This is a genomic window from Microvirga makkahensis, assembly GCF_009830105.1.
GTDB lineage: Bacteria > Pseudomonadota > Alphaproteobacteria > Rhizobiales > Beijerinckiaceae > Microvirga > Microvirga makkahensis.
Genome location: NZ_WURB01000021.1, coordinates 36262 through 58172 on the forward strand (window position 1 = coordinate 36262; position 21911 = coordinate 58172).

The window sequence follows — 21911 nt, forward strand, 5'->3', positions numbered from 1 at the left end:
CCATGACGAACTACACCAATTTCCGCTTCGAAGTCGATGCGGACGGCATTGCGCTCGCGACCTGGGACATGCCCGGGCGCTCCATGAACGTGATCACCGGTCAGGTGATGGACGAGCTGTCCCGGATCATCGAGACGGTCGCGTCCGACGAGGCCATCAAGGGCTGCGTCATCACGTCGGGCAAGGAATCATTCTCCGGCGGCGCGGATCTCACCATGCTCCAGGCATCCAATGCGGAATACATGCGCTTGGCCAAGGAGAAGGGTGAGGAGGCCGCGACCACCTTCCTGTTCGAGGAGTCGCGCAAGCTCTCGCTGCTCTATCGCCGTCTCGAAACCAGCGGAAAGCCTTTCGCGGCCGCCGTTCACGGCGTGTGTCTGGGCGGCGCTTTCGAGCTGGCGCTCGCGTGCCACTTCCGCGTCCTGTCGGATGTGGATTCCACACGCGTCGGTCTGCCCGAGGTGAAGGTCGGCCTCTTTCCGGGCGGGGGCGGCACGCAGCGCGTCGCGCGGCTGATGCAGACGGGCGATGCGCTGCAGATGCTCTTCAAGGGCGAGCAGATCCGTCCGCTCATGGCGCGCAACATGGGCCTCGTCCACTCGGTCGCTCCGCGCGACGAGATCGTGCAGACGGCGAAGGATTGGATCAAACAAGGCGGTTCGGCTGTCGCGCCGTGGGATCAGAAGGGCTTCAAGCTGCCCTCGAACAAGGTCTATTCCGCGGCCGGCATGCAGATCTGGCCCCCGGCCAATGCCATCTACCGCCGTGAGACGCAGGATAACTACCCGGCGATCCGCGCGATCCTGGAGGCGGTTTATCAGGGACTCCAGCTCCCGATGGATCTTGCGCTCAGGGTAGAGTCGCGCTGGTTCGCCAAGATCCTGCGCTCGAAGGAAGCGGCAGCCATGATCCGCACGCTCTTCATTTCCATGCAGGATCTCAACAAGGGCGCGCGCCGTCCGAAGGACGTTCCGTCGATCACAATCAGGAAGGTCGGCGTGGTCGGCGCGGGCTTCATGGGCGCGAGCGTGGCCTACGTCACCGCCAATGCCGGTCTCGAGGTCGTGCTGATCGACCGCGACATGGAGGCAGCCGAGAAGGGCAAGGCCCATTCCCACAAGCTCATGTCCGACCAGATCATGAAGGGCCGTGCCAAGACGGCGGATCGCGACGCGCTGCTCGCGCGGATCACGGCGAGCGCAGACTACAAGGATCTGGCCGATTGCGATCTCGTGATCGAGGCCGTGTTCGAGGACCCGACCGTGAAGGCCGAGGTGATCCAAAAGATCGAAGCCGCGATCCGCCCGGACTGCATTCTCGCTTCCAACACCTCGACCTTGCCGATCACGGGCCTGGCCCGGAGCTCGAGGAGCGCTGACCAGTTCATCGGCATCCATTTCTTCTCGCCGGTCGAGAAGATGATGCTGGTCGAGATCATCCTCGGCAAGGAGACCGGAGACAGGGCGCTCGCAACCGCGCTCGACTATGTGCGCCTCATCAAGAAGACGCCCATCGTCGTCAATGATTCCCGCGGCTTCTTCGCGAATCGCTGCGTGCTGGCCTACATCCTCGAAGGCCATCTCATGTTCGCGGAAGGCCTGCCCGCGCCCATGATCGAGCAGGCGGGCAAGCAGGCCGGCATGCCGGTGGGACCGCTCTCGCTGAATGACGAAGTGGGCGTCGATCTCGGGCTCAAGATCCTCAAAGCCACGAAGGCGCAGCTCGGAGAAGCGGCGATCGTTCCCCAGCAGGAGGAACTGCTCACCCGTCTCGTAGAGAAGGAGGGGCGCCTCGGCCGCAAGAACCGGAAAGGTTTCTACGATTACCCGGAAGCGGGCCAGAAACGCCTCTGGCCTGGCCTCAAGGATCTGCAGACGAAGCGCGTGGAACCCGAATTCGTGGACATGCAGGAGCTGAAAGAACGTCTCCTGGTCACACAGGCTCTCGAGGCGGCTCGCACGGTCGAGGAAGGCGTGATCACCGATCCGCGCGAGGCGGATGTGGGTTCCATTCTCGGCTTCGGCTTCGCGCCCTATACGGGCGGCACTTTGTCCTACATCGACTTCATGGGCGCCAAATCGTTCGTGGAGCTGTGCCGTAAGCTGCAGGCCAAGCACGGCGATCGCTTTGCGCCGCCGAAGCTGCTCCTCGACATGGCGGCCTCAGGGGAGACCTTCTATGGCCGCGCCGAGGCGAAGAGAGCCGCTTGAACATTCTTCACGACGTCATCACCGGCCTCGTGCCGGTGATTTCGTTCGGGGAGGTCCGTTGCCTTTCCTACCTGGGATGGCCGGCACGAGCCCGGTCATGACCTTGGTCGCTTCCGGCGAAAGAACCGGCTCATGTACCTCTGGCTGCGTGTTCTCCATCTCATGGTCGGATCGTTCTTCAGGCCGAAGATCGATCCGGTGAGGGACGTCTCCCGCTTGAACTTTCGCGTATGGCCGCACGATCTCGATGCATCGCTGCATATGAACAACGGGCGCTACTGGACTCTCATGGATCTGGGACGCACCGACATCATGATCCGGTCCGGGCTGTGGCGGCCCATTCTCAAGCACGGCTGAGTGCCGGTGGTGAACGCAGGGCAGATCCGCTTCCGGCGTGAGATGCGGCCGTTTCAACCCTTCCATCTGGAAACCCGCATTCTCACCTGGTCCGAAACGCATGTGGTGATGAAGCACAGGCTGGCTTCGCGCACGAGGGACGGGAGCCCGATCGTCAACGCCATCGCCCTGGTCAAAGCAGGCCTCTACGACCGGGCCGCGAAGAGCTATGTGCCCATGGGCCGCCTGTTGGACGAGAACGGCCTTGCGGCGGAGCCGCCGGAGGCGACCCCTGAAGTGCAGGCCTTCCTCCATGCGGAAGAGGCGTTGAAGAGAGCGGCATGATGGTCCAAGGTGAGGCCACCATCTACCAATACAAACGGGAAGCCTGAGACCTATGCCTCGTGTCGTCGATTACTACTTCTCGCTCGTGAGCCCCTGGGCCTATATCGGCCATGCGTCCTTCATGGATATCGTGCAGCGGCATGGGGCCGAGGTGAACTTCAAGCCCGTGTTCCTGGGCCGCGTCTTTTCCGAGACAGGCGGCCTGCCGTTAGCGCAGCGCCATCCGGCGCGGCAGCGCTACCGGCTCGTGGAGCTTCAGCGCTGGCGCGAAAAGCGCGGCCTGTCCTTCAACATCAATCCGAAGCACTGGCCCTTCGACGTGAACCTCGCCGACCGCTATGTGATCGCGATCACGACGGCGGGCAAGAGCCCGGATCCCTTCCTGCGCCGCGCTTTCGCCGCCGTCTGGGAGGAGGAGCGCAACCTCGCCGATCCGCTGGTGCTCTCGGAACTGGCCGAGCAGGCCGGCCTCGATTCCTCCGCCCTCATGGACATCGCCACCGGCACCACGACCGAGGCGATCTACGCGCTCAATCTCGAGAATGCCGTGGCCGGGGACGTGTTCGGCTCACCGGCTTACGTTCTTGACGGCGAGGTGTTCTGGGGGCAGGACCGCCTTGAACTGCTCGACGACGCCCTGGCCAGCGGCCGCGCGCCATATACGCCCTTAGTCTGACCGGGATCGTGCCGTTGGCGTTCGAAGAGCACCGCCGCCGGTCCTGCTTTGGAGCCTGATGGATGCTCGTCATGGCCGTTCCGAATGAATGAGCGCAGCACTTGACGCAATCGGGGTCACCGGCACAGGGCCGGTGATGACAGGGAGGGGGACGGCCTACCGATCTTCACTCCGCCGCCACGCGCGTGGCGCGCCATTGCGTGAGCAATGCGCGCAGCGCCGCGGGCTTCAGCGGCTTGTTGAGCACATGAACGTGCATGGCGGCGGCGGCATCGCGGACTACGGGCGTTCGGTCGGCCGTCACGAGAACGGCAGGCGTGTTGACCTGCGTCTTCCACCGCAGCGCCTTGATGAGTTCGAGACCGTCCGTGTCGTCCAGATGGTAGTCGGCAATGATCACCTCGGGCGGAGCCTTGTTGCTTCGAAGAGCCTGGTGGGCCGTTTCGAGGTCTGAGGCCGTCCATACCTCGCAGCTCCAGCCTGAGAGCAGCAATCGCATGCCCTCCAGAATCGCCGGCTCGTTGTCGATCACGAGCACGCGCAGCCCCGAGAGAACGGTTGTCATGGTCTTCGGAGGCTCAGGGGCGGCAACGGTCTCGGGCAGCGCCGCGACGATCGGCACCTCCACGCGGAATACCGAGCCGCGGCCGACCTCCGACTTGAGGCTGATCGGGTGCTTGAGCACGCGCCCGAGGCGCTCCACGATGGAAAGACCCAGGCCCAGGCCCCGTGCCGCCTTCGCACCCTGGTCGAGACGCTGGAACTCGCGGAAGACGATCCGCTGCTTGGAGGGAGGAATGCCGAGGCCCGTATCCCACACCTCCAGGACGAGATGGGAGCCGCGCCGTCGTGCGCCGACGAGGACCCGTCCTGACGGCGTATACTTGATGGCGTTGGAGATGAGGTTCTGTAGCAGGCGGCGCAGCAGGCGCCGGTCGGAACGGACCGTGAGCGACGTGGGCACGAAGGTGAGGTTCAGGCCCTTCTCCTTCGCGACCGGATCGAACTCGCGCTGGAGCTGACGGAGCAGCTCGTCCATGCGGAAGCTCGACCATTGCGGCTTCATGGCGCCCGTGTCGAGGCGCGAGATGTCGAGGATCGCCGTGAGGATTTCCTCCACCGCGTCGAGCGAGGCGTCGATGTTCTCGGCAAGCGAGGCGTCGCCGGCATCGCGGTCGCGCTCCACGAGGGAGGTCGCATAGAGGCGCGCCGCGTTGAGCGGCTGCAGGATGTCGTGCGAGGCCGCGGCGAGGAAGCGCGTCTTAGAAATATTCGCCTCGTCGGCCTCCGCCTTCGCGCTGCGCAGCGCCTCGTTGAGGCGTGTCAGCTCCTCCGTGCGCTCGCGCACGCGCTGCTCGAGCGTCTCGTTGGCACGACGGCTTTCCTCTTCCGCCAGAACCGCATCGGTGACGTCCGTATAGGTGGTGACGTGACCGCCATCGGGCAGAGGGTTGGAGCGGATCTCGATGACCTTGCCCGACGGGTAGAGTTTCAGGCGCACCGGTTCCACATCGTGCTGGAACGAGTGCAGACGCGCGGCCACCTGCTCGTCGATCTTCCCGGGTCCATAGGAGCCGCGTGCGGCGTTGTACCGGACGATGCGCTCCATGCCGATTCCGACCTGAACGAAGTTGGGCGGCATGTCATAAAGGTCGATGAAGGCCTGGTTCCAAGCCAGCAGCCGCAGATCGCGGTCGATCACCGTGATGCCCTGCTTGGCATAGTTGAGCGCGTGCTGAAGAAGGTCGCGGCTGTGCTGGATCGCGGCGGACGCATCGTCGAGCAGCTTGAGCGCGGCTTCGGTCGAAACGGTGCGGCGGCGCAGGAGCAGCGAGAGCGCGAGGCGCGAGGATGCCGTGCCGATGGCCGACGCCAGCAGGTGCTCGGCATAGCGCAGGAGATGGATGTCGGCCTCGGCCCGGGGCTCGAGGGCTTGCCCCCGGCTGTGGCTGAACCCTTCGAAGGAACGCGCGGTGCGCTCCTCGCCAAGATAGCGCGAGACGGTCGCGCGCAGTTCCTCAACGGTCACGCTGGCACGGAAGAGACGGAAGCTCGGAGTGGCGGACGCATGGGGTTCGCCGACGAAGACGTTCGCCTGAATCTGCTCCATTGCCGTCACCGGGCGCCAGAGTGAGAAGCCGACATAACAGAGGATATTGAGCGTCAGGCTCCAGACGACGCCATGGGTGAGCTGGGGCAGATCCACGCCGAAAAGGGCGGTCGGTTTCAAGGCCTCGATACCGAACGGTCCAGACACCACCACGTCCGACCAGAACACTCCGTCCCAGACGAGGCTCGGCAGCAGGAGCGTGTAGAGCCAAGCGAAGAAGCCCACGACGAGTCCCACGCTCGCGCCGAGCGCCGTGCCGCGCGACCAGATGAGGCCCCCGAGAAAGGCAGGGGCCACCTGTGCGACGGCAGCGAAGGAGAGAAGGCCGATGGCCGCGAGCGCCGCCTCGCCGGATGCGCGGTAATAGGCGTAGCCGAGCAGGATCACGAGCACGATCGAGATGCGTCGCACCGCAATGACGAAGTTGCCCGGATCGACGCCGGCGAAAGCCCGTCGGCGTAGAACGATGGGCATGACGAGGTGATTGGAGATCATCACGGCGACCGCAACGGAATCGACGATCACCATGGCGGTCGCCGCGGAGAACCCTCCAAGGAAGGTAAGAACGGCGATCGTGCCGGCCTGGTCGGCGAGCGGCAGCGCCAGCACGGTCATGTCCCGGTCAATCCCGCCGCTCGGAAACGTCGCAATGCCGGCAAGCGCAATCGGAATGACGAACAGATTGATGAGGATGAGATAGAGCGGGAACATCCAGGCCGCGCGCTTCAGGTCCCGGATGGAGTGGTTTTCCACCACGGTTACATGGAACTGGCGCGGCAGCAGCAGGGCGGCGCAGCTCGAGAGAAGAACGAGCGTGATGTAGCTGCCGAAGCCCGAGGTCCGCTCGATCAGGCTGTCGGTCGTGCCGAGGGAGATCAGGCGCTCCGTGATGTCGGCGTAGCCATCGAACATCACAAAGGTCACATAGCCGCCGACGACCAGAAACGCCACGAGCTTCACGATGGACTCGACCGAGATCGCCATGATGAGCCCGTCCTGATGCTCGGTGGCATCCGGGTGGCGCGTGCCGAAAGCGACGGCGAAGCCCGCGAGGACGAGGGCGACGACGAGCGCGAGATCCCCGATGAAGGGCAGATTCGGCGGCGGCATGCCGTCGGCTTTCGTGATGAACACGTCGAGGGAGGCGGAAACCGCCTTCAGCTGAAGGGCGATGTAGGGAATGGATCCTACGAGCGCGATCAGGCTGACGATGGCGGCGACGCGTTCGCTCTTGCCGTAGCGGGCCGCGACGAAGTCGGCGATCGAGGAGATGTTCTGCGTCTTGGCGATCTGGATCACCCGCCCGACGAGAGCGTGGCCCAAGGTGATTACGAGGATCGGGCCGATATAGATCGCCAGGAAATCGAGACCCGAGCGGCTGGCGAGACCGACCGAACCGAAGAAGGTCCAGGAGGTGCAGTAAACCGCCAGGGCCAGTGCGGAAATGGTGGAACGCCATGGTCCCTGAACGAAACGCCTGCCCGCATTGTCGCCCCAATAGGCGACGGTGAACAGGAAGCAGAGATAGACAAGCGCCGATAAGACAACTGCCCAGGTGGCGACCATGTGCCCTGAACCCTTACAAGAAAGCCGAAACCAGCTTTACCCCCTGAAAGAGCGTAGCGCCACTGGCAGGACAGCGCAGGCGACCGGGACCCGGATCAAGAGCGGAGCGCTGATTTCTATCCCCCAGAGGGAAGAGGTTCGGAGCCTCTCCTCCACCGACCACCGTCACCGGGCCCGTGATCCCGACTGCGTGATACAGACCCTTGAGCGTCCCCTTGGAGCGTCCCCCTGGAACGTTGCGCCTTTCCGGTCGGGCCGGGCATGACGAGAGAGGGCTGCAATCGGGGGGCATCTCACTCAAAGGGTGTGATTTGATATTCCAGGGTGAAGATTATCATTCCTCCAGGATGAGGTCATAAAGGGTCATCGCAATTCAGGAGATCCTCATGATTGATACCCGTACCGCCCCCTATGCCGCGCTGATCCTGCGCGTCTCTCTCGGTATTCTCTTCCTGGCTCATGCCGGTCTGAAGATAATCGTCTTCACCCCGGCTGGAACGGCTCAGTTCTTCGGCAGCCTCGGTCTGCCCGGCTTCATGGCCTATCTTGTGATCGCAGCCGAGGTCGCCGGCGGCCTTGCCCTGATCCTCGGCTTCCATGTCCGATGGGCCGCGCTCGCCCTGATCCCGATCCTGATCGGCGCCATCGTCACCGTCCACGGCCCGGCGGGCTTCTTCTTCTCCAACCCGAATGGCGGTTGGGAATTCCTGGCCTTCTGGATTCTGGCGCTCGTGGCCCAGGCCCTGTTGGGAGAGGGCGCCTATGCGCTCAGGCCCGGATCGGCGAAGGCCGCCCCCGCGTTGTCCCTTCGTAGGCTTTGAGGCAAACAGCTATGACTGAATCCATCTCCCGTGAGACGACCGGGGATGGGACGCCCCGTCCCATTCATCCCGGCGTCCGGATCGGCCATGTCCACCTGAAGGTCGCGGATCTCGAGCGGGCCCTTGCATTCTACTGCGGCGTGCTCGGCTTCACGCTCATGCAGCGCTACGGCAGCCAGGCCGCCTTCGTCTCGGCGGGCGGCTATCACCATCATATCGGCCTGAACACCTGGGAGAGCAAAGGAGGCTCGCCGCCGCCACCCGGGTCCACAGGGCTCTACCACGTCGCGATCCTCTACCCCACGCGGGCAGCCCTGGCGGACGCTCTCCATCGACTGATCGAGGCGGGAGTCCCCCTCGAGGGCGCGAGCGACCATGGCGTGAGCGAGGCCCTCTATCTGAGTGATCCGGACGGGAACGGCCTCGAACTTTACGTGGACCGCCCCGAGGATCAGTGGCCGCGCACGCCGGCGGGCGAGCTGCAGATGGTCACCCGCCGCCTGGACCTGCAGGATCTCGTCGCCGCTAGGGAACCTTGACGACTCATGGTCGACGGACACCTATCTTGAGCTCAGCAGTCAAGCTCTGGAGGGGCCGGCCATGTGGAACGAGTTCAAGCAATTCGCCTTGCGCGGCAATGTGGTCGATCTGGCCATCGGGATCATCATCGGTGCCGCGTTCAGTAAGATCGTCGATTCCCTCGTCGGCGATATCTTCATGCCGATCATCGGGGCCGTCACGGGGGGCCTCGATTTCTCCAACTACTTCACGCCTCTCTCCGGCGCCGTCACCGCGACGGCCTTGAGCGAAGCCAAGAACCAGGGGGCCGTGCTCGCCTGGGGCAACTTCGTCACGGTCGCGATCAACTTCCTCATCATCGCGTGGATCCTGTTCCTGCTCGTGAAGGGAATGAACCGCCTGCGCCGCACGGAGGACGCAAAGACCGGCACGGCCGAGAAGCCGCCGGAAATCCCGGCCGACGTGAAGCTGCTCACGGAAATCCGGGATCTGATGAAAACCGGCCGCACCCTGTGATCCATCACAGGTTTCGATGGCATTCTTCGCTTCTTGTCATGGATGCCCCTTGAAGGCTTGCCTTCGGCTGGTGGACAGGCCATCCCTGTTAACCTGTCTGGCAAGGAATGGCCTTCGATGAATGCATCCGTTTCGATTCCCTCGACCTTCAACCTGCGGCCGGAAGCGCAGCAGGCTCCCACCAGCGGCATCGTGGATGTGTTCTCGTACGGGCGAGGGCGCCCCGGCATCATCCCGCTCTGGGTCGGCGAGGGCGATCTGGCGACCCCGTCCTTCATCTGCGATGCGGCGGCCCGCTCCTTGAAGGACGGCGAAACCTTCTACACGTACCAGCGCGGCATCCCGGAACTGCGCCAGGCCATCGCAGGGTATCACGAGACGGTCTACCGCAAGGCATTCGACCCGGAGCGCTTCTTCGTGACGTCCGGCGGCATGCCGGCCATGCAGATCGCCTTCCGCATGGTGTGCGGCACCGGTGACGAGGTGCTGATCCCGACCCCCGCCTGGCCGAATTTCGCAGGCGCCATCACGGTTGCGGGAGCACGCCCGGTTCCTGTGCCCATGACGATCGACGCCAAAGGCTGGCACCTCGATTTCGAGCGGCTGGAGCAGGCCATCACGCCGCGCACCCGCGTCGTCGTTCTGAACTCTCCCTCGAACCCCACCGGATGGACGGCGAGCCACGACGATCTGCGCGCCGTGCTCGACATGGCGCGCCGCCACGGGCTGTGGATCGTGGCGGATGAGATCTACGGCCGTTTCATCCACGACCCGGCGCTGACGATCGACGGACGCGCGCCGTCCTTCCGCGATGTGATGGCGCCGGAGGATCGCATTCTGTTCGTCCAGACCTTCTCGAAGAACTGGGCCATGACCGGCTGGCGGCTCGGCTGGCTCGAAGCGCCGCCCGCGCTGGGGCAGGTGATCGAGAACCTCGTTCAGTACCAGACCTCCGGCACGCCCACCTTCATCCAGCGCGCCGGCGTCGCCGCCATCGAACAGGGCGAGAGCTTCCTCGAGGAGCAGATCACACGCGCCAAGCGGGGCCGGGACCTCGTCGGGCGGCTCGCGGAGACGGGCCTCGTCGATCTGCCGCCGCCGAGCGGCGCATTCTACGCCTTCCTGAAGATCAAGGGAGCGACCAGCTCCAAGGACATCGCCTTCCGTCTGATCGATGAAGCGAATGTCGGCCTTGCGCCAGGAAACGCTTTCGGCGAGGCGGGCGAGGGATATCTGCGTCTCTGCTATCTTCGCAAGGCGGAGGATCTGGAGGAGGCGGTGGAGCGCATCGGCACTGCCCTGCCGAGGCTCGTCGGTTGAGAGACGGCGTCCCGCAACGCATACCCCGTCCGCGAATCTGACGATTGACCTGAACGCCGGGGGGCTTCATTGAGCAGACGGGCCTTCAAGGCTTCCGTCCGTTCCCGATATGCCTCTCATTATCGCTCACATCGTTCAGATCCTGATTGCCGGTCTCGGCGGGCTTGCATTCTACTGGCTCGGCGTTCCGGCCGCATGGCTCTCGGGCGCCGCCATCGCGGCGACCCTGTGGGGCCTGTCGGGATATTCCCTGCCCATGCCGCGGGCGCTCGCCGATGCGGCGATGCTCATCTCGGGGGCGGCCATGGGAGCCGGGGTCACTCCGGCCGCCATCGACGCCATGGGGCGCTATCCGGGCAGCCTCGTGCTGCTGGTTGTCGGCGTAGGGGCGATCTCGTTGACATCCACGCTGTGGCTGACGCGTGTTTCAGGCTGGCGCACGGCCGATGCCGTGCTGGCCTCCGTGCCCGGCGCGCTCTCGACGGTGCTCGCCGTTGCCGCGGATCGCAAGGCGGATGTTCCTTCAGTCGCGATCGTGCAGAATTTCCGCCTTTTCGTGCTGATCGCGCTTCTGCCGAGCGCCGTGGTGATGATCGGGGGCGGGGGCAACACGAATGCCCTGATCGGCCAGGGCATGCCCATCGCAAGTCCCGCAGGTTTGGCGACCGTCCTGCTCGGCGGGCTTGGACTGGGCCTTGTCTTCAAAAGCCTCAAGGTGGCCGCCCCTGTTCTCCTGGGATCGACCATCGTCAGCGCCGTCAGTCACGGCACCGAACTCGTCACCGGTGTGATTCCGCCGGTGATCGCGACCGGCGGCCTCGTGCTGATCGGCCTCTTCATTGCGGAGCGCTTCCGCAACGTTCAGCGCTCTACGTTGAGGCGCGCGATTGTCGCGGCCGCGGGCTCGTTCTCGGTCGGCATGGCCACTGCCGTGGTCTTTTCCGCTCTCGCGGCCTGGATCGCAGGCGTGAGCTTCGCCAATAGCCTCGTCGCCTTTGCGCCCGGCGGCTTGGAGGCCATGACGGTGCTCGCGCTCGTTCTGGGTCTCGATCCGCTTTATGTCGGGACTCACCACCTCGTCCGCTTTCTCGGCATCGGGTTGGTTCTGCCGTTCCTGATCGGTTGGCTGCAGAAGCGCTTCTGATCCATCGTGGTCAGGATGCGGCTGGGAGCCGGAATGCCCGTGAGCGGAGCGTTCGCCCGAAGGTCTCGTGGCATAGGAGCCTCCGGGGTAGAGATCGGCTGAGCCTTACGGCTTCTCGTTGCGGAGCCGCTCGACGGCTTCCATTCGCGGCTTCGCGGTTTCCCACAGGCGCTTCGTCACGGCGGCCACGAGAGCTTCGGTGATCAGCAGCAAACCGGCGGACGAATCCCAGTTCGAGGGGGCCACGATATGCGCCGGCAGGACATGGCGGGCCACGCGCGCGATCGGCGAGAGCCAGGGATCCGTCAGGAGGACGACCGTTGCGCCCTGCCGGGCCGCCGTCTCGCACAGGGCGGTCACATCCTCCTGGTAGCGGCGGATGTCGAAGGCGACGATCACGTCCTTCCTGCCGATCTCGATCATGCGGTCGCGCCAGAGCGCAGGCTGGCCTTCGATGTAATCCACGTGGCTGCGTACGATGCGAAGATGGCTTTCCGCGTAGCGCGCCAGGGCTCCCGTGAAGCGGCCGCCGGTGAAGTGAACGGGGCGGCGTTGATCGCTCAGGAGCTCCACCACCGCTTCGAACTCGGCGGGGGCGATGTTCTCCACGGTCGCCCGCAGATTGCCGATCACGGATTCGGCGAAGGATGCCAGTGCCGGAGCGCCGTGGCTCCTGTCCGAGGGGCTCGACTTGGCCAGCGGCGAGAGGAGCTGCGCCTCCAGTTCCTCGCGAAGGTGCCTCTGGAACTCCGGAAAGCCGCCGAAGCCGAGCCGGGTCACGAAGCGCAGGACCGACGGTGCGGAAATACCCGCCCGGGAGGCGAATTCCGCCACTGTGTCGAGCCCGGCGAAGGGATAGTGGCTGAGCAGCATGTGGGCCGCCCGCTTCTCGGTCGGGGTGAAGGAGTCCATCTCGAGGCGAATGCGCTCGGCAAGGCTCGGCGGGTCGATGGGGGGAACGGCGCTGTCGCTTTTCATGATGGATTGTTACGACTCGCTCCTTGACGAGCTTGAAAAGCTGTACCAAAAATTTCAGCCAAGACAAACCTGTAAGAAACGTACCAAACGTCGGAATGGGGACGCCGGCCTGCTGCGGCAGGCAAGGGAGAGCCGCATGATATATGCGAGTCGCATGGTCGCCGTTCAGGAGACGGCCGCCCAGAATTCTGCCGCTCAGGCGGCAGAGCCGGTCGCCCTCATGGAGAACTCCAAGGGGCGTTCGCCCATCCTCCTCATCTGCGAACACGCCTCCAGCTACCTTCCGGGCCGTTACGGCACCCTCGGCCTCAGCCCTGAACAGCTCGACAGCCACATCGCCTGGGATCCCGGCGCGCTCGGAGTCGCCAAGGGACTGTCCGAACTTCTCGATGCGCCGCTGATCCATGCGGGTGTCTCGCGGCTGGTGCTCGATCTCAATCGCGATCCCTCCGCCCCCGATTCCATCTGGACCCTGAGCGAGCGCACAACCATTCCAGGAAACCAGAGCCTCGACGCGGCCGAGCGCGCCTATCGGGTTCGGGAGGTCTACGAGGTGTTTCACGGGACCGTCGACCGCTTCATCGAGCCTCGCGCGAAAACAGGGCAGACGGGCTGCGTGGTCACCATTCATTCGTTCACGCCGGTTTACCGCGATGTGCCGCGCCCTTGGCATGTCAGCCTCATCTACGATCGCGACGAACGCTTCGCGCGCAAAGTGGAGGCCGGTTTGCGCCGGGATCCGACGCTCGTCGTGGGCATGAACCAACCTTATTCGCCAGCGGACCGGGTGTTCCACACCCTCGAGCGCCATGCCGAGAGGCGCGGACTCGCGCCGCTGATGATCGAAATCCGCAATGATCTGATCCGCACGGAAGACGGACAGGCGTCGTGGGCTCGCCGTCTCGCGCCGCTTTTGAGGGAGGGGGCGCGGACGCTGTGATGAACTGCCATGGCGCATGAGGCGCCGTGGTTCGAGAGGCAGACTATTCGTGGAGGAAGAGTCGATGTCAGTCGGACAAGGAAGCCCTGGGGTTCATGCCCCACCGGCCGGAGCGCAGAACGCTGCCGGCGTTACCTACACAACCGTGGACGAGAGTTACTTCGAAGCACGGCGCCTCAAGCGTCATGCGCGGGTCTGGTCGCTCTGGGCGCTCGGCGTCGGCGCCGTGATCTCGGGCCATTACTCGGGCTGGAACCTGGGCTTGGCCAATGGCTTCGGCTCGATGTTCTTCGCCACAATCATCATCGCCATTATGTATCTGGGCCTGACCTTCTCGATCGCCGAGATGTCGCCGGCCCTGCCGCATACGGGCGGCGCCTATTCCTTCGCCCGCACCTCCATGGGACCGTGGGCGGGATACATCACGGGAATCGCCGAGAACATAGAGTTCGTGCTCACCCCTGCAGTGATCGTGTTCTTCATCAGCTCGTACCTGTCGGCGATCTTCGAGACGGCACCGGCGTTCCAGCCCGTCTACTGGATCCTGTGCTACGCTCTTTTCGTGGGCCTCAACGTCGTCGGCGTAGAGCTGTCGTTCAAGGTCACCGTCGGCGTGACGCTGGCGGCCTTGGCGGTGCTCGGCTTCTTCTATGTCTCGGTGCTGCTCTCAGGCCAGTTCGACTTCTCCCGCTGGGCGTTGAACATCGGCGCGGACGGCGCCGAACTTCAGACCGGAGGCGGACCGTTCCTGCCTAATGGCGTTATCGGCATTCTGGCATCGCTCCCCTTTGCGGTCTGGCTATTCCTCGCCATAGAGCAGTTGCCGCTGGCGGCGGAGGAGTCGCACGATCCGCAACGTGACATGCCAAAGGGCATCATCGCTGGCATCCTGACGCTGATCGCTTCCGCCTTCCTCGTGCTCTTCCTGAACACGAGCATCGCGCCGGGCGCAGCGGGTCTGGGCAAGTCGGGCGAGCCGCTTCTCGATGGATTCCGCACCCTGTTCGGGACGGATATCGCGAAGATCCTCGCGGCCATCGCGGTGATCGGGCTCATCGCATCCTTCCACACCATCATCTTCGCCTTCGGCCGGCAGATCTACTCGCTCTCGCGGGCAGGTTACTTCCCGAGCGCGCTGTCGGTGACCCATGGCGAGCGCAAGACCCCCTACGTGGCCCTGATCACGGGCGCGGTGGCCGGTCTTCTGGTGATGATGATCATCTGGTTCTCGCTGGGAGCGGATGCGGGCGGTGCCCTGATCGGCGGCACGCTGCTCAACATGGCCGTGGCGGGCGCAATGCTGGCCTATTTCATGCAGGGTATGTCCTACGTCGTCCTGAAGACGAAGTTCCCGCACCTGCAACGGCCCTACAACAGCCCGTTCGGCGTCGCAGGGGCCGTGACCTGCATGATCATCGCAGCCGTGACGCTGGTCTTCCAGTTCACGGATGCGGCGTTCCGGGCAGCGGTCATCGGCGTTGCGATCTATTACGCCGTGATGATGGCCTACTTCCTGATCCATGGACGTCACAAGCTCATCCTCTCCCCGGAGGAGGAATTCGCGCTCACCAAGGGCGAGGCCGAGTACAAGTCCTATTGATTGTCATCAGGGAGCGCGCATGATGTGCGCTCCCTTCATCCTTCTCGTTGGGGTTTTTCGAGCATGACCGCTCCCATCATCAAGAACGCTGCCGACGCCGTGGAATATGTGCGCAGCCGCGACCTGCCGTTCGTGAAGATCGGGCTGACCGATATCGATGGCATCATGCGCGGCAAGTACATGGCCCGCGACAAGTTCGAATCCGCGCTCGAGAAGGGATTCGGCTTCTGCGACGTCGTTCTGGGCTGGGACTCCAACGATCAGCTCTACGACAACACGACCCTGACCGGCTGGCACACGGCCTACCCGGACGCGACCGCGCGGGTTCTGCCCGAAACCATGCGCCTCATCCCTTTCGAGAACGATCTGCCATTCTTTCTGGCGCAGTTCGAAGGCTATGCCGAGCCTGCCTGCCCGCGCGGCGTGCTGCGGCGCGTGCTGCAGAAGGCGGAGGACATGGGCTTTGCCGCATCCGCCGCCGCGGAATTCGAGTTCTTCCTCTTCGAGGAGACGCCCCATTCCGTGCGCGAGAAGGACTACCGGAACCTGAAGAACATCACGCCGGGATTCTTCGGCTACTCGGTCCTGCGCTCGGGCGTGCATGCGGACTTCTACCACGAGCTCCTCGACCTCGCGAACAGGATGGACTTCGAGATCGAGGGCCTGCACACGGAAACCGGCCCCGGCGTGCTGGAGGCCGCGATCCGCGTGGACGACGCGCTGCGCGCGGCCGACAAGGCGGTCCTGTTCAAGACCTACACCAAGATTCTCGCGCAGCGCCGCGGCTGGATGGCCACCTTCATGGCCAAATGGTCCGCCGACTGGCCCGGCCAGTCGGGCCACCTGCACTCGTCCCTGCGCCACCGCGAGACGGGCAAGGGCGCGTTCTACGACGCACAGGCCAAGCATGGCATGTCGGACATCATGCGCTGGTATGTGGGCGGTCAGCAGCAGCTGATGCCCGAGATCCTCGCCATGGTGGCGTCCACCGTAAACAGCTACACGCGCCTCATCCCGGGTTTCTGGGCGCCGACGGATTCCGCCTGGGGCATCGAGAACCGCACCACAGCGCTTCGCGTCATCCCCGGCTCCGAGAAATCGCAGCGCGTGGAGTACCGGGTCGCCGCCGCCGACATCAATCCCTATATCGCGCTTGCCGCCGCCATCGGCTCTGGCCTCTGGGGCATCGAGAACCGCATCGATCCGGGCGATCCGATCGAAGGAAACGCCTATACCGTGGAGCACCCGAAGGAGCGGGCCCTGCCGCGCTCGCTCGGCGAGGCGGCCGAGCGGCTGAGGAACTCGCAAGCCGCGCGCCAGCTCTTCGGCGACGTCTTCGTGGACCATTACGCGGCAACGCGGGAATGGGAGGAGAGGGAGGCGCGTAAGGCGATCACTGATTGGCAGCTCGCTCGGTACTTCGAAATCATCTAGGAGTTTTCGTAGGGTCCTCAGGGGAAGGTGCCTCTTCCCTGGCCCCATTTCGGCCTGCCTGGGATGAGCCTGTTCGGAAGCGGGTCGGGACACCCGACTTGCGGCGGAGAGGGTCAGCAAGGCGATCGGCCAAGTTTTGAAATCATCGAAACCGTCATCACCGGCACAGAGCCGGCCGTGACATGATAGTAGCCATCCACTCTCGGGATGAGACGCAGCGTTCCGACTTTGCGTTCCTATTCCCAATCCCTCCGTCATCCCGGAGGGGTCCTTGCTGAAGGAGCCGGCCTTATGGCTGATACCGACATCGTCTGCATTTCGCCCGTCGACGGGCGCGAACTGGTCCGCCGTCCCATCATGTCCGATGCCGCCATCGGGGCGGCAATTGCGGCTGCCCGTGAAGCGCAGAAGGCGTGGCGCCACGTGCCCCTTTCCGAGCGCGCGGGTAAGGTTTCGGCCTTCCTTGATGAGCTGCTCGCCATGAACCAGGAGGTCGTGCCGGAGATTGCCCAGATGATGGGACGTCCCGTGCGCTACGGCGGCGAGTTCCGCGGCGTGGAGGAGCGCGCCCGCTACATGATCCGCATTGCGGAAAAGAGCCTGCAGAACATTCCCGCCGATGACGAGAAGCCGGGCTTTCGCCGCATGATCAAGCGCGAGCCCGTGGGCCTCGTCCTCGTCATCGCGCCGTGGAATTATCCGTATCTGACGGCGATCAACACCATCGTGCCCGCTCTCATGGCGGGCAACGCGGTGCTTCTGAAGCATGCCTCGCAGACGGTTCTCGCGGGCGAGCGGTTTCAGATGGCGATGGATCGCGCCGGGGTGCCGAAGGGACTGTTCCAGAATCTGCATCTCAGTCACGACCAGACAGGCCGCATCCTGAGCGGCGGTCTCGTCGATCATTGCAACTTCACGGGCTCGGTATCCGGCGGCCGCGCTATCGAGCGCGCCGCAGCGGGCACGTTCACATCGCTCGGTCTCGAACTCGGCGGCAAGGACCCGGCCTATGTGCGCGAGGATGCCAATATCGACCACGCTGTCGAGAATCTCGTCGACGGAGCATTCTTCAATTCGGGCCAGTGCTGCTGCGGCATCGAACGCATTTATGTGCACGAGAGGCATTACGATCGGTTCGTGGAAGGGGCCGTCGATCTCGTGAACAAATACGTGCTCGGCAACCCGCTGGAGGAGGCGACGACCCTCGGACCGATGGCGCACAAGCGCTTCGCTGACCTCGTGCGCCAGCAGAACGCGGAAGCGGTGGCGAAGGGCGCGAAGGCGCATATCGACCCCAAGAGCTTCCCGGCGGATGTGGGCGGCACCGCCTACCTCGCGCCGCAGGTGCTGACCAGCGTCGATCACACCATGAGCGTCATGCGTGATGAGAGCTTCGGTCCCACCGTCGGCATCATGAGGGTGAAGGGCGACGAGGAGGCGATCCGCCTCATGAACGATTCGCCTTACGGCCTCTCCGCCGCGATCTGGACCTCCGACGTGGACGCGGCCGAGGCCATCGGCGAGAGGCTGGAGACGGGCACCGTGTTCATGAACCGCTGCGATTATCTCGATCCCGCTCTCGCCTGGACCGGCGTGAAGGATACGGGCCGCGGCGCGAGCCTGTCGCGCCTGGCCTACGAGTCGCTCACCCGTCCTAAATCCTACCACCTCCGCCAGATCTGATCGAAGGCATCATGACCACCTCTCCCCGCTCCAACTGGAACTACCCCACCGCCATCCGCTTCGGCGCTGGCCGCATCGCCGAGCTCGCCGAGTCCTGCAAGGCAGCCGGCATATCCTCGCCGCTCATCGTCACGGACCCGTTCCTGGCAACGCAGCCGATGACGAAAGCCGCGCTCGACCAGCTCGTCACCGCAGGTCTGAAGGCCGCCGTGTTCTCGGACATCAAGCCGAACCCGATCGAAACGAACGTGTACCAGGGCCTCGAAGTCCTTCGCCGCGGCAAGCATGACGGCGTCGTCGCCTTCGGCGGCGGCTCGGCGCTCGATGCGGGCAAGGTCATCGCCTTCATGGCGGGCCAGACGCACCCCATGTGGGATTTCGAGGATATCGGCGATTGGTGGACCCGCGCGGACCCGAAAGGCATCCTGCCGATCATCGCCGTGCCGACGACCGCGGGCACAGGCTCGGAGGTGGGACGCGCCGGCGTGATCACGCAGGAGGCCACCCACACCAAGAAGGTGATCTTCCATCCGCTCATGATGCCGAAGATCGTGATCTGCGACCCGGAGCTGACAGTCGGAATGCCGCCGCACATCACCGCGGGCACGGGCCTCGATGCGCTCGCCCATTGCATCGAAGCCTATTGCGCGCCGGGCTATCACCCGATGGCCGACGGCATCGCGGTGGAGGGAATTCGCCTCGTGAAGGAATACCTGCCGCGTGCGTACAAGAACGGCACGGACATCGAGGCCCGTGCGCAGATGATGTCCGCCGCCGCCATGGGCGCCACCGCATTCCAGAAGGGCTTAGGCGCGATCCACGCGCTCTCCCATCCGACCGGCGCGCTCTACGACACCCATCACGGACTGACCAACGCGGTCTTCATGCCCTATGTGATGGTCTACAACCGCCAGGCCATCGAGACGAAGATCGAGCGGCTCGCCGCCTATATCGGCCTCGAAGCCTCGTTTCAGGCTTTCCTCGATTGGGTGCTGCAGCTGCGCAAGGATCTCGGCGTGCCCCACACGCTTGCCGGTCTCAAAGTCGACAGCGCGCGCTTCGACGAGATGTCCGAGATGGCTCCCAACGATCCCACCGCCGGCGGCAATCCGGTGCCGATCAGCAAGGAGAGTGCACGCAAGCTCTTCGAGGACGCGCTCGCCGGACGACTTTGATCGTCATCTCCCCCTTGGATGCGATCGCGGAGAAAGCATGTGGGAAAAGAAAGCGACATTCAGGTCACCCTTGCACGGGCAGCGGCGGATCTGTCGGCGGACAATCCGTTCAGGACCGTTTTCGAGCAGGGCGGGGAGATCAGCATCGAGCTCTACGCTCCGGTCGGCACCGACAGGCAGCTTCCGCATGAGCGGGATGAGCTTTACATCATCGCATCGGGTCACGGCACTTTCCGACGTGGCGGCGAGCTCGTCACCTTCGAGGCCGGGGATCTTCTCTATGTCCCGGCTTATGTCCCGCACCGCTTTGAAACCTTCTCCGAGGATTTCAAGACATGGGTGATCTTCTACGGCCCGAAGCGGGCGCGGCCCGCAATCTAAATGCATCTGACGAGGCCGTCTCTCAAACGCGAAGAGCCCTCTTCTCTCACAGGCTTCAGGCGCGCCTGAGATCGGCGAGGGAAGCGCAACCTTGCTCTTCTCCTCGTCATCACCGGCACAAGGCCGGTGGTGACGAGGGAGGGGAGAGGGTGCAGGGGCTATCTCGGAAACCTCCTGAGCGGCAGGAAGACCACGCGCCGCTCTTGACGAGACTGCCCTCAGGGGGAGAGCTGAGCCATGGAGGTGTTGCGTGCCGATTGCTGCTTACGCAGCCTCGGCCTTCCGTTGCAGCGACGCCTTGTGCGCCGCGCGCACGTTCTTGAGCGCCTCGGCCCATTTGTGCAGCTCGTCCAGCATCGCGGCCGCCGAGGTCTTGTAGACATCGGCGGGCTTCAGCTTTCCGTTCTCCAGGTTCTGGAACACCATCGGCATCGGCACGCCCTCCGGGATCGGCATCATTTTGAACGTGGTGATAATCTGCTTCGTCACCTGCACGGCGCGCATGCCGCCCGAGATACCGCCATAGCTCACGAAGCCGGCAGGCGTGTAGTTCCATTCGAGCGCGAGGTAGTTCAGGGCGTTCAGAAGCGAGGGCGGTGGGCCGTAATTGTACTCGGGCGTCACGAACACGAAGGCATCGGCTTCAGTCACGCTCTCGCTCCACGCCCTCGTATGGGCGTGGTGATAATGTCTCAGGCGCGGATGCTCGGGCTCGTCGAAGACGGGCAGGTCGAACTCGGCGAGATCGACGAGAACGGGATCGAACTTGCCATGCTCGGCGGCAAAGTCGTTGAACCACTGAGCGATGCTGGGGCCGATGCGGCCTGGACGCGTGCTGGCCACGATAGTGTGAAGCTTGAGTGCCATCTGAGATCCTGAGTTTGCAAGGGGAGGGAAGAGGGATTAGGTTCCCTTACGTAACCGAGGCTCATTAGGTAACTCCTCGGGCCCCTTGCAAGGAGGCACTTTCATGACACCCAGTCACATGCATGTGCCCGCTGACTGCCGCACGGTCACGGAGCTTCTCTCCCGGGTCGGCGACAAGTGGAGCGTCCAGGTTGTGGTGCAGCTTGGCGAAGGTACCAAAAGATTCAATGAGTTGCGCCGCGATGTCGGCGGAATATCGCAGCGGATGCTGACCCTGACCTTGCGCGGATTGGAGCGCGACGGGCTCGTGACGCGCACCATCTATCCCACGATTCCGCCACGGGTGGAGTACCGGCTCACAGAGCTGGGTTGCAGCCTGCTCAAGACTGTGAGGGCGCTCGGCTCATGGGTGATCGAGAACAGGCAACAGATCATGGAAGCGAGGCGGCGCTTCGATGAGGCCGCAGGCCTCGTATCGCGATCCGACGCCGCCTGAGCCGCGTCTCAGGCGGCAGCCTTGCTGTTGAGCACGTCCCAGAGCCCGGAGGCGTGGAAATTCTCGATGGTCGCATCGGCTCCCACCTCCCGCATCTCCTGAGCGGTCAGGCCGGTCAGTACGCCGAAGGAAAAGAGGCCTGCGGCCTTGGCGGCTCTCATGCCGGACGGGGAGTCCTCGAAGGCAATGACCTCGCCCGCATGCACGCCGAGGCGCTCCAGGGCCGTGAGATAGGGCAGGGGGTCCGGCTTTCCGCGCTCCACCTGCTCGATCGTGATCTGGACGGGGAACCGTTTCGTGATTCCTAAGACGTCGAGCATATGCTCCGCATTCAGCCGGGGGGCGTTGGTGACGAGCGCGGTTCTGATTCCACGCTCATCCGCCCAGTCGAGCAGTTCGATGAGGCCGTCCAGCGGCTTCAGTTCGAGCGCCAGACGGCGGAAGGCGGCCTCCTTCTCGTCGGCGAAGGCTACATGCTCGTCCACCGAGCGATGGGGAAGAAGGCTGGCGAAGATGGCTTCGTTCGTGCGCCCGATGATCGTGGAGCGGTAGACATGCTCGTCGATGGTCACGCCTTCGGGAGACAATATCTCGGAAAACGCCCGCAGATGGACAGGATCACTGTGAACCAGGGTTCCGTCCATGTCGAAAATCAGAGCCTTGAGCATTCGTTCATCTCGTAAAAGTCGCGGTGCCATCCGTAAACCGCTTCGGCTCAAAAGGCACCCTGTTAGAATTGCAAGTCTGCCATATAGATAATGGGGACCCACGGACCGAAAGAAAGCACAACGCCT

20 protein-coding genes are annotated in these 21911 nt (G+C 64.1%); 16 read left to right on the forward strand and 4 right to left on the reverse strand.

What is annotated here, in order from left to right; genetic code table 11:
• Positions 1-2 precede the first annotated feature (2 nt).
• The 4 genes from GR328_RS20430 (at position 3) to GR328_RS20440 (ending at position 3567) form a co-directional block, all read left to right on the forward strand.
• Positions 3-2210, forward strand: coding sequence for an FAD-dependent oxidoreductase (locus GR328_RS20430; RefSeq protein WP_160887115.1), 2208 nt, complete (start codon positions 3-5; stop codon positions 2208-2210).
• Positions 2211-2342: 132 nt separating this feature from the next.
• Complete coding sequence (locus GR328_RS27615) at positions 2343-2567, forward strand: acyl-CoA thioesterase family protein (RefSeq protein ID WP_246216007.1); 225 nt, start codon at positions 2343-2345, stop codon at positions 2565-2567.
• Positions 2568-2891 carry a thioesterase family protein gene (locus GR328_RS27620; RefSeq protein ID WP_343039438.1) on the forward strand — a complete coding sequence of 108 codons (324 nt, stop codon included), beginning with the start codon at positions 2568-2570 and terminating at the stop codon, positions 2889-2891.
• A 52-nt stretch (positions 2892-2943) separates the two neighbouring features.
• The gene (locus GR328_RS20440; protein ID WP_160887117.1) at positions 2944-3567 is read left to right on the forward strand and encodes a 2-hydroxychromene-2-carboxylate isomerase; all 624 of its coding nucleotides are present in this window, start codon (positions 2944-2946) and stop codon (positions 3565-3567) included.
• Positions 3568-3733: 166 nt separating this feature from the next.
• Here GR328_RS20440 and GR328_RS20445 read toward each other — a convergent pair whose 3' ends face one another.
• The gene (locus GR328_RS20445; protein ID WP_160887119.1) at positions 3734-7243 is read right to left on the reverse strand and encodes a PAS domain-containing hybrid sensor histidine kinase/response regulator; all 3510 of its coding nucleotides are present in this window, start codon (positions 7241-7243) and stop codon (positions 3734-3736) included.
• 386 nt (positions 7244-7629) lie between these two features.
• On the opposite strand from GR328_RS20445, the gene GR328_RS20450 reads away from it, so the two are divergent.
• From GR328_RS20450 to GR328_RS20470, 5 genes are all read left to right on the forward strand, one after another.
• Positions 7630-8064: a DoxX family protein gene (locus GR328_RS20450; protein ID WP_160887121.1), complete on the forward strand. Its 435-nt coding sequence runs from the start codon at positions 7630-7632 to the stop codon at positions 8062-8064.
• 11 nt (positions 8065-8075) lie between these two features.
• Complete coding sequence (locus tag GR328_RS20455; protein ID WP_160887123.1) at positions 8076-8603, forward strand: VOC family protein; 528 nt, start codon at positions 8076-8078, stop codon at positions 8601-8603.
• Positions 8604-8664: 61 nt separating this feature from the next.
• On the forward strand, positions 8665-9099 hold the full coding sequence (mscL, locus tag GR328_RS20460) for a large conductance mechanosensitive channel protein MscL (RefSeq protein ID WP_160887125.1): 435 nt from the start codon (positions 8665-8667) through the stop codon (positions 9097-9099).
• Between the two features lie 117 nt (positions 9100-9216).
• Positions 9217-10419 (forward strand): pyridoxal phosphate-dependent aminotransferase, encoded by a 1203-nt coding sequence (locus GR328_RS20465; RefSeq protein WP_160887127.1) that lies wholly within the window; start codon positions 9217-9219, stop codon positions 10417-10419.
• Positions 10420-10528: 109 nt separating this feature from the next.
• Positions 10529-11563, forward strand: a complete 1035-nt coding sequence (locus tag GR328_RS20470) for an AbrB family transcriptional regulator (RefSeq protein WP_160887129.1) — start codon at positions 10529-10531, stop codon at positions 11561-11563.
• A gap of 105 nt (positions 11564-11668) precedes the next feature.
• Here the strand turns inward: GR328_RS20470 and GR328_RS20475 are convergent, their stop codons facing one another.
• Complete coding sequence (locus tag GR328_RS20475) at positions 11669-12541, reverse strand: MurR/RpiR family transcriptional regulator (protein ID WP_160887131.1); 873 nt, start codon at positions 12539-12541, stop codon at positions 11669-11671.
• 136 nt (positions 12542-12677) lie between these two features.
• Between GR328_RS20475 and GR328_RS20480 the strand changes: the two genes are divergently transcribed.
• The 6 genes from GR328_RS20480 to GR328_RS20505 all read left to right on the forward strand — a co-directional run bounded on the left by GR328_RS20480 (position 12678) and on the right by GR328_RS20505 (position 19754).
• Positions 12678-13481, forward strand: a complete 804-nt coding sequence (locus GR328_RS20480; RefSeq protein ID WP_160887133.1) for an N-formylglutamate amidohydrolase — start codon at positions 12678-12680, stop codon at positions 13479-13481.
• Between the two features lie 64 nt (positions 13482-13545).
• Positions 13546-15081 (forward strand): amino acid permease, encoded by a 1536-nt coding sequence (locus GR328_RS20485; RefSeq protein WP_160887135.1) that lies wholly within the window; start codon positions 13546-13548, stop codon positions 15079-15081.
• A gap of 63 nt (positions 15082-15144) precedes the next feature.
• Entirely contained in the window at positions 15145-16515 is a 1371-nt protein-coding gene (locus GR328_RS20490; protein WP_160887137.1) for a glutamine synthetase family protein, read from the forward strand.
• Positions 16516-16806: 291 nt separating this feature from the next.
• Positions 16807-18198 carry an aldehyde dehydrogenase family protein gene (locus GR328_RS20495; RefSeq protein WP_160887139.1) on the forward strand — a complete coding sequence of 464 codons (1392 nt, stop codon included), beginning with the start codon at positions 16807-16809 and terminating at the stop codon, positions 18196-18198.
• An 11-nt stretch (positions 18199-18209) separates the two neighbouring features.
• Complete coding sequence (locus GR328_RS20500; RefSeq protein WP_160887141.1) at positions 18210-19373, forward strand: iron-containing alcohol dehydrogenase; 1164 nt, start codon at positions 18210-18212, stop codon at positions 19371-19373.
• 39 nt (positions 19374-19412) lie between these two features.
• Positions 19413-19754 (forward strand): cupin domain-containing protein, encoded by a 342-nt coding sequence (locus GR328_RS20505; RefSeq protein ID WP_205790178.1) that lies wholly within the window; start codon positions 19413-19415, stop codon positions 19752-19754.
• Between the two features lie 264 nt (positions 19755-20018).
• Here GR328_RS20505 and GR328_RS20510 read toward each other — a convergent pair whose 3' ends face one another.
• Positions 20019-20621 (reverse strand): NADPH-dependent FMN reductase, encoded by a 603-nt coding sequence (locus tag GR328_RS20510; RefSeq protein WP_160887145.1) that lies wholly within the window; start codon positions 20619-20621, stop codon positions 20019-20021.
• 103 nt (positions 20622-20724) lie between these two features.
• Between GR328_RS20510 and GR328_RS20515 the strand changes: the two genes are divergently transcribed.
• Complete coding sequence (locus GR328_RS20515) at positions 20725-21117, forward strand: winged helix-turn-helix transcriptional regulator (RefSeq protein WP_160887147.1); 393 nt, start codon at positions 20725-20727, stop codon at positions 21115-21117.
• Between the two features lie 8 nt (positions 21118-21125).
• Here GR328_RS20515 and GR328_RS20520 read toward each other — a convergent pair whose 3' ends face one another.
• On the reverse strand, positions 21126-21785 hold the full coding sequence (locus GR328_RS20520) for an HAD family hydrolase (RefSeq protein WP_160887149.1): 660 nt from the start codon (positions 21783-21785) through the stop codon (positions 21126-21128).
• Between the last annotated feature and the right edge of the window lie 126 nt (positions 21786-21911).

Excerpts from the sequence above, each read along its gene's own strand:
- GR328_RS20455 (WP_160887123.1), top strand. The coding sequence starts at position 8,076 with ATGACTGAATCCATCTCCCGTGAGACGACCGGGGATGGGACGCCCCGT.
- GR328_RS20495 (WP_160887139.1), top strand. The coding sequence starts at position 16,807 with ATGGCTGATACCGACATCGTCTGCATTTCGCCCGTCGACGGGCGCGAA.
- GR328_RS20465 (WP_160887127.1), top strand. The coding sequence starts at position 9,217 with ATGAATGCATCCGTTTCGATTCCCTCGACCTTCAACCTGCGGCCGGAA.
- GR328_RS20515 (WP_160887147.1), top strand. The coding sequence starts at position 20,725 with ATGACACCCAGTCACATGCATGTGCCCGCTGACTGCCGCACGGTCACG.
- GR328_RS20510 (WP_160887145.1), bottom strand. The coding sequence starts at position 20,621 with ATGGCACTCAAGCTTCACACTATCGTGGCCAGCACGCGTCCAGGCCGC.
- GR328_RS20445 (WP_160887119.1), bottom strand. The coding sequence starts at position 7,243 with ATGGTCGCCACCTGGGCAGTTGTCTTATCGGCGCTTGTCTATCTCTGC.
- GR328_RS27615 (WP_246216007.1), top strand. The coding sequence starts at position 2,343 with ATGTACCTCTGGCTGCGTGTTCTCCATCTCATGGTCGGATCGTTCTTC.
- GR328_RS20480 (WP_160887133.1), top strand. The coding sequence starts at position 12,678 with ATGATATATGCGAGTCGCATGGTCGCCGTTCAGGAGACGGCCGCCCAG.
- GR328_RS20430 (WP_160887115.1), top strand. The coding sequence starts at position 3 with ATGACGAACTACACCAATTTCCGCTTCGAAGTCGATGCGGACGGCATT.
- GR328_RS20490 (WP_160887137.1), top strand. The coding sequence starts at position 15,145 with ATGACCGCTCCCATCATCAAGAACGCTGCCGACGCCGTGGAATATGTG.
- GR328_RS20485 (WP_160887135.1), top strand. The coding sequence starts at position 13,546 with ATGTCAGTCGGACAAGGAAGCCCTGGGGTTCATGCCCCACCGGCCGGA.
- GR328_RS20440 (WP_160887117.1), top strand. The coding sequence starts at position 2,944 with ATGCCTCGTGTCGTCGATTACTACTTCTCGCTCGTGAGCCCCTGGGCC.
- mscL (WP_160887125.1), top strand. The coding sequence starts at position 8,665 with ATGTGGAACGAGTTCAAGCAATTCGCCTTGCGCGGCAATGTGGTCGAT.
- GR328_RS20500 (WP_160887141.1), top strand. The coding sequence starts at position 18,210 with ATGACCACCTCTCCCCGCTCCAACTGGAACTACCCCACCGCCATCCGC.
- GR328_RS20470 (WP_160887129.1), top strand. The coding sequence starts at position 10,529 with ATGCCTCTCATTATCGCTCACATCGTTCAGATCCTGATTGCCGGTCTC.
- GR328_RS20450 (WP_160887121.1), top strand. The coding sequence starts at position 7,630 with ATGATTGATACCCGTACCGCCCCCTATGCCGCGCTGATCCTGCGCGTC.
- GR328_RS20475 (WP_160887131.1), bottom strand. The coding sequence starts at position 12,541 with ATGAAAAGCGACAGCGCCGTTCCCCCCATCGACCCGCCGAGCCTTGCC.
- GR328_RS20520 (WP_160887149.1), bottom strand. The coding sequence starts at position 21,785 with ATGCTCAAGGCTCTGATTTTCGACATGGACGGAACCCTGGTTCACAGT.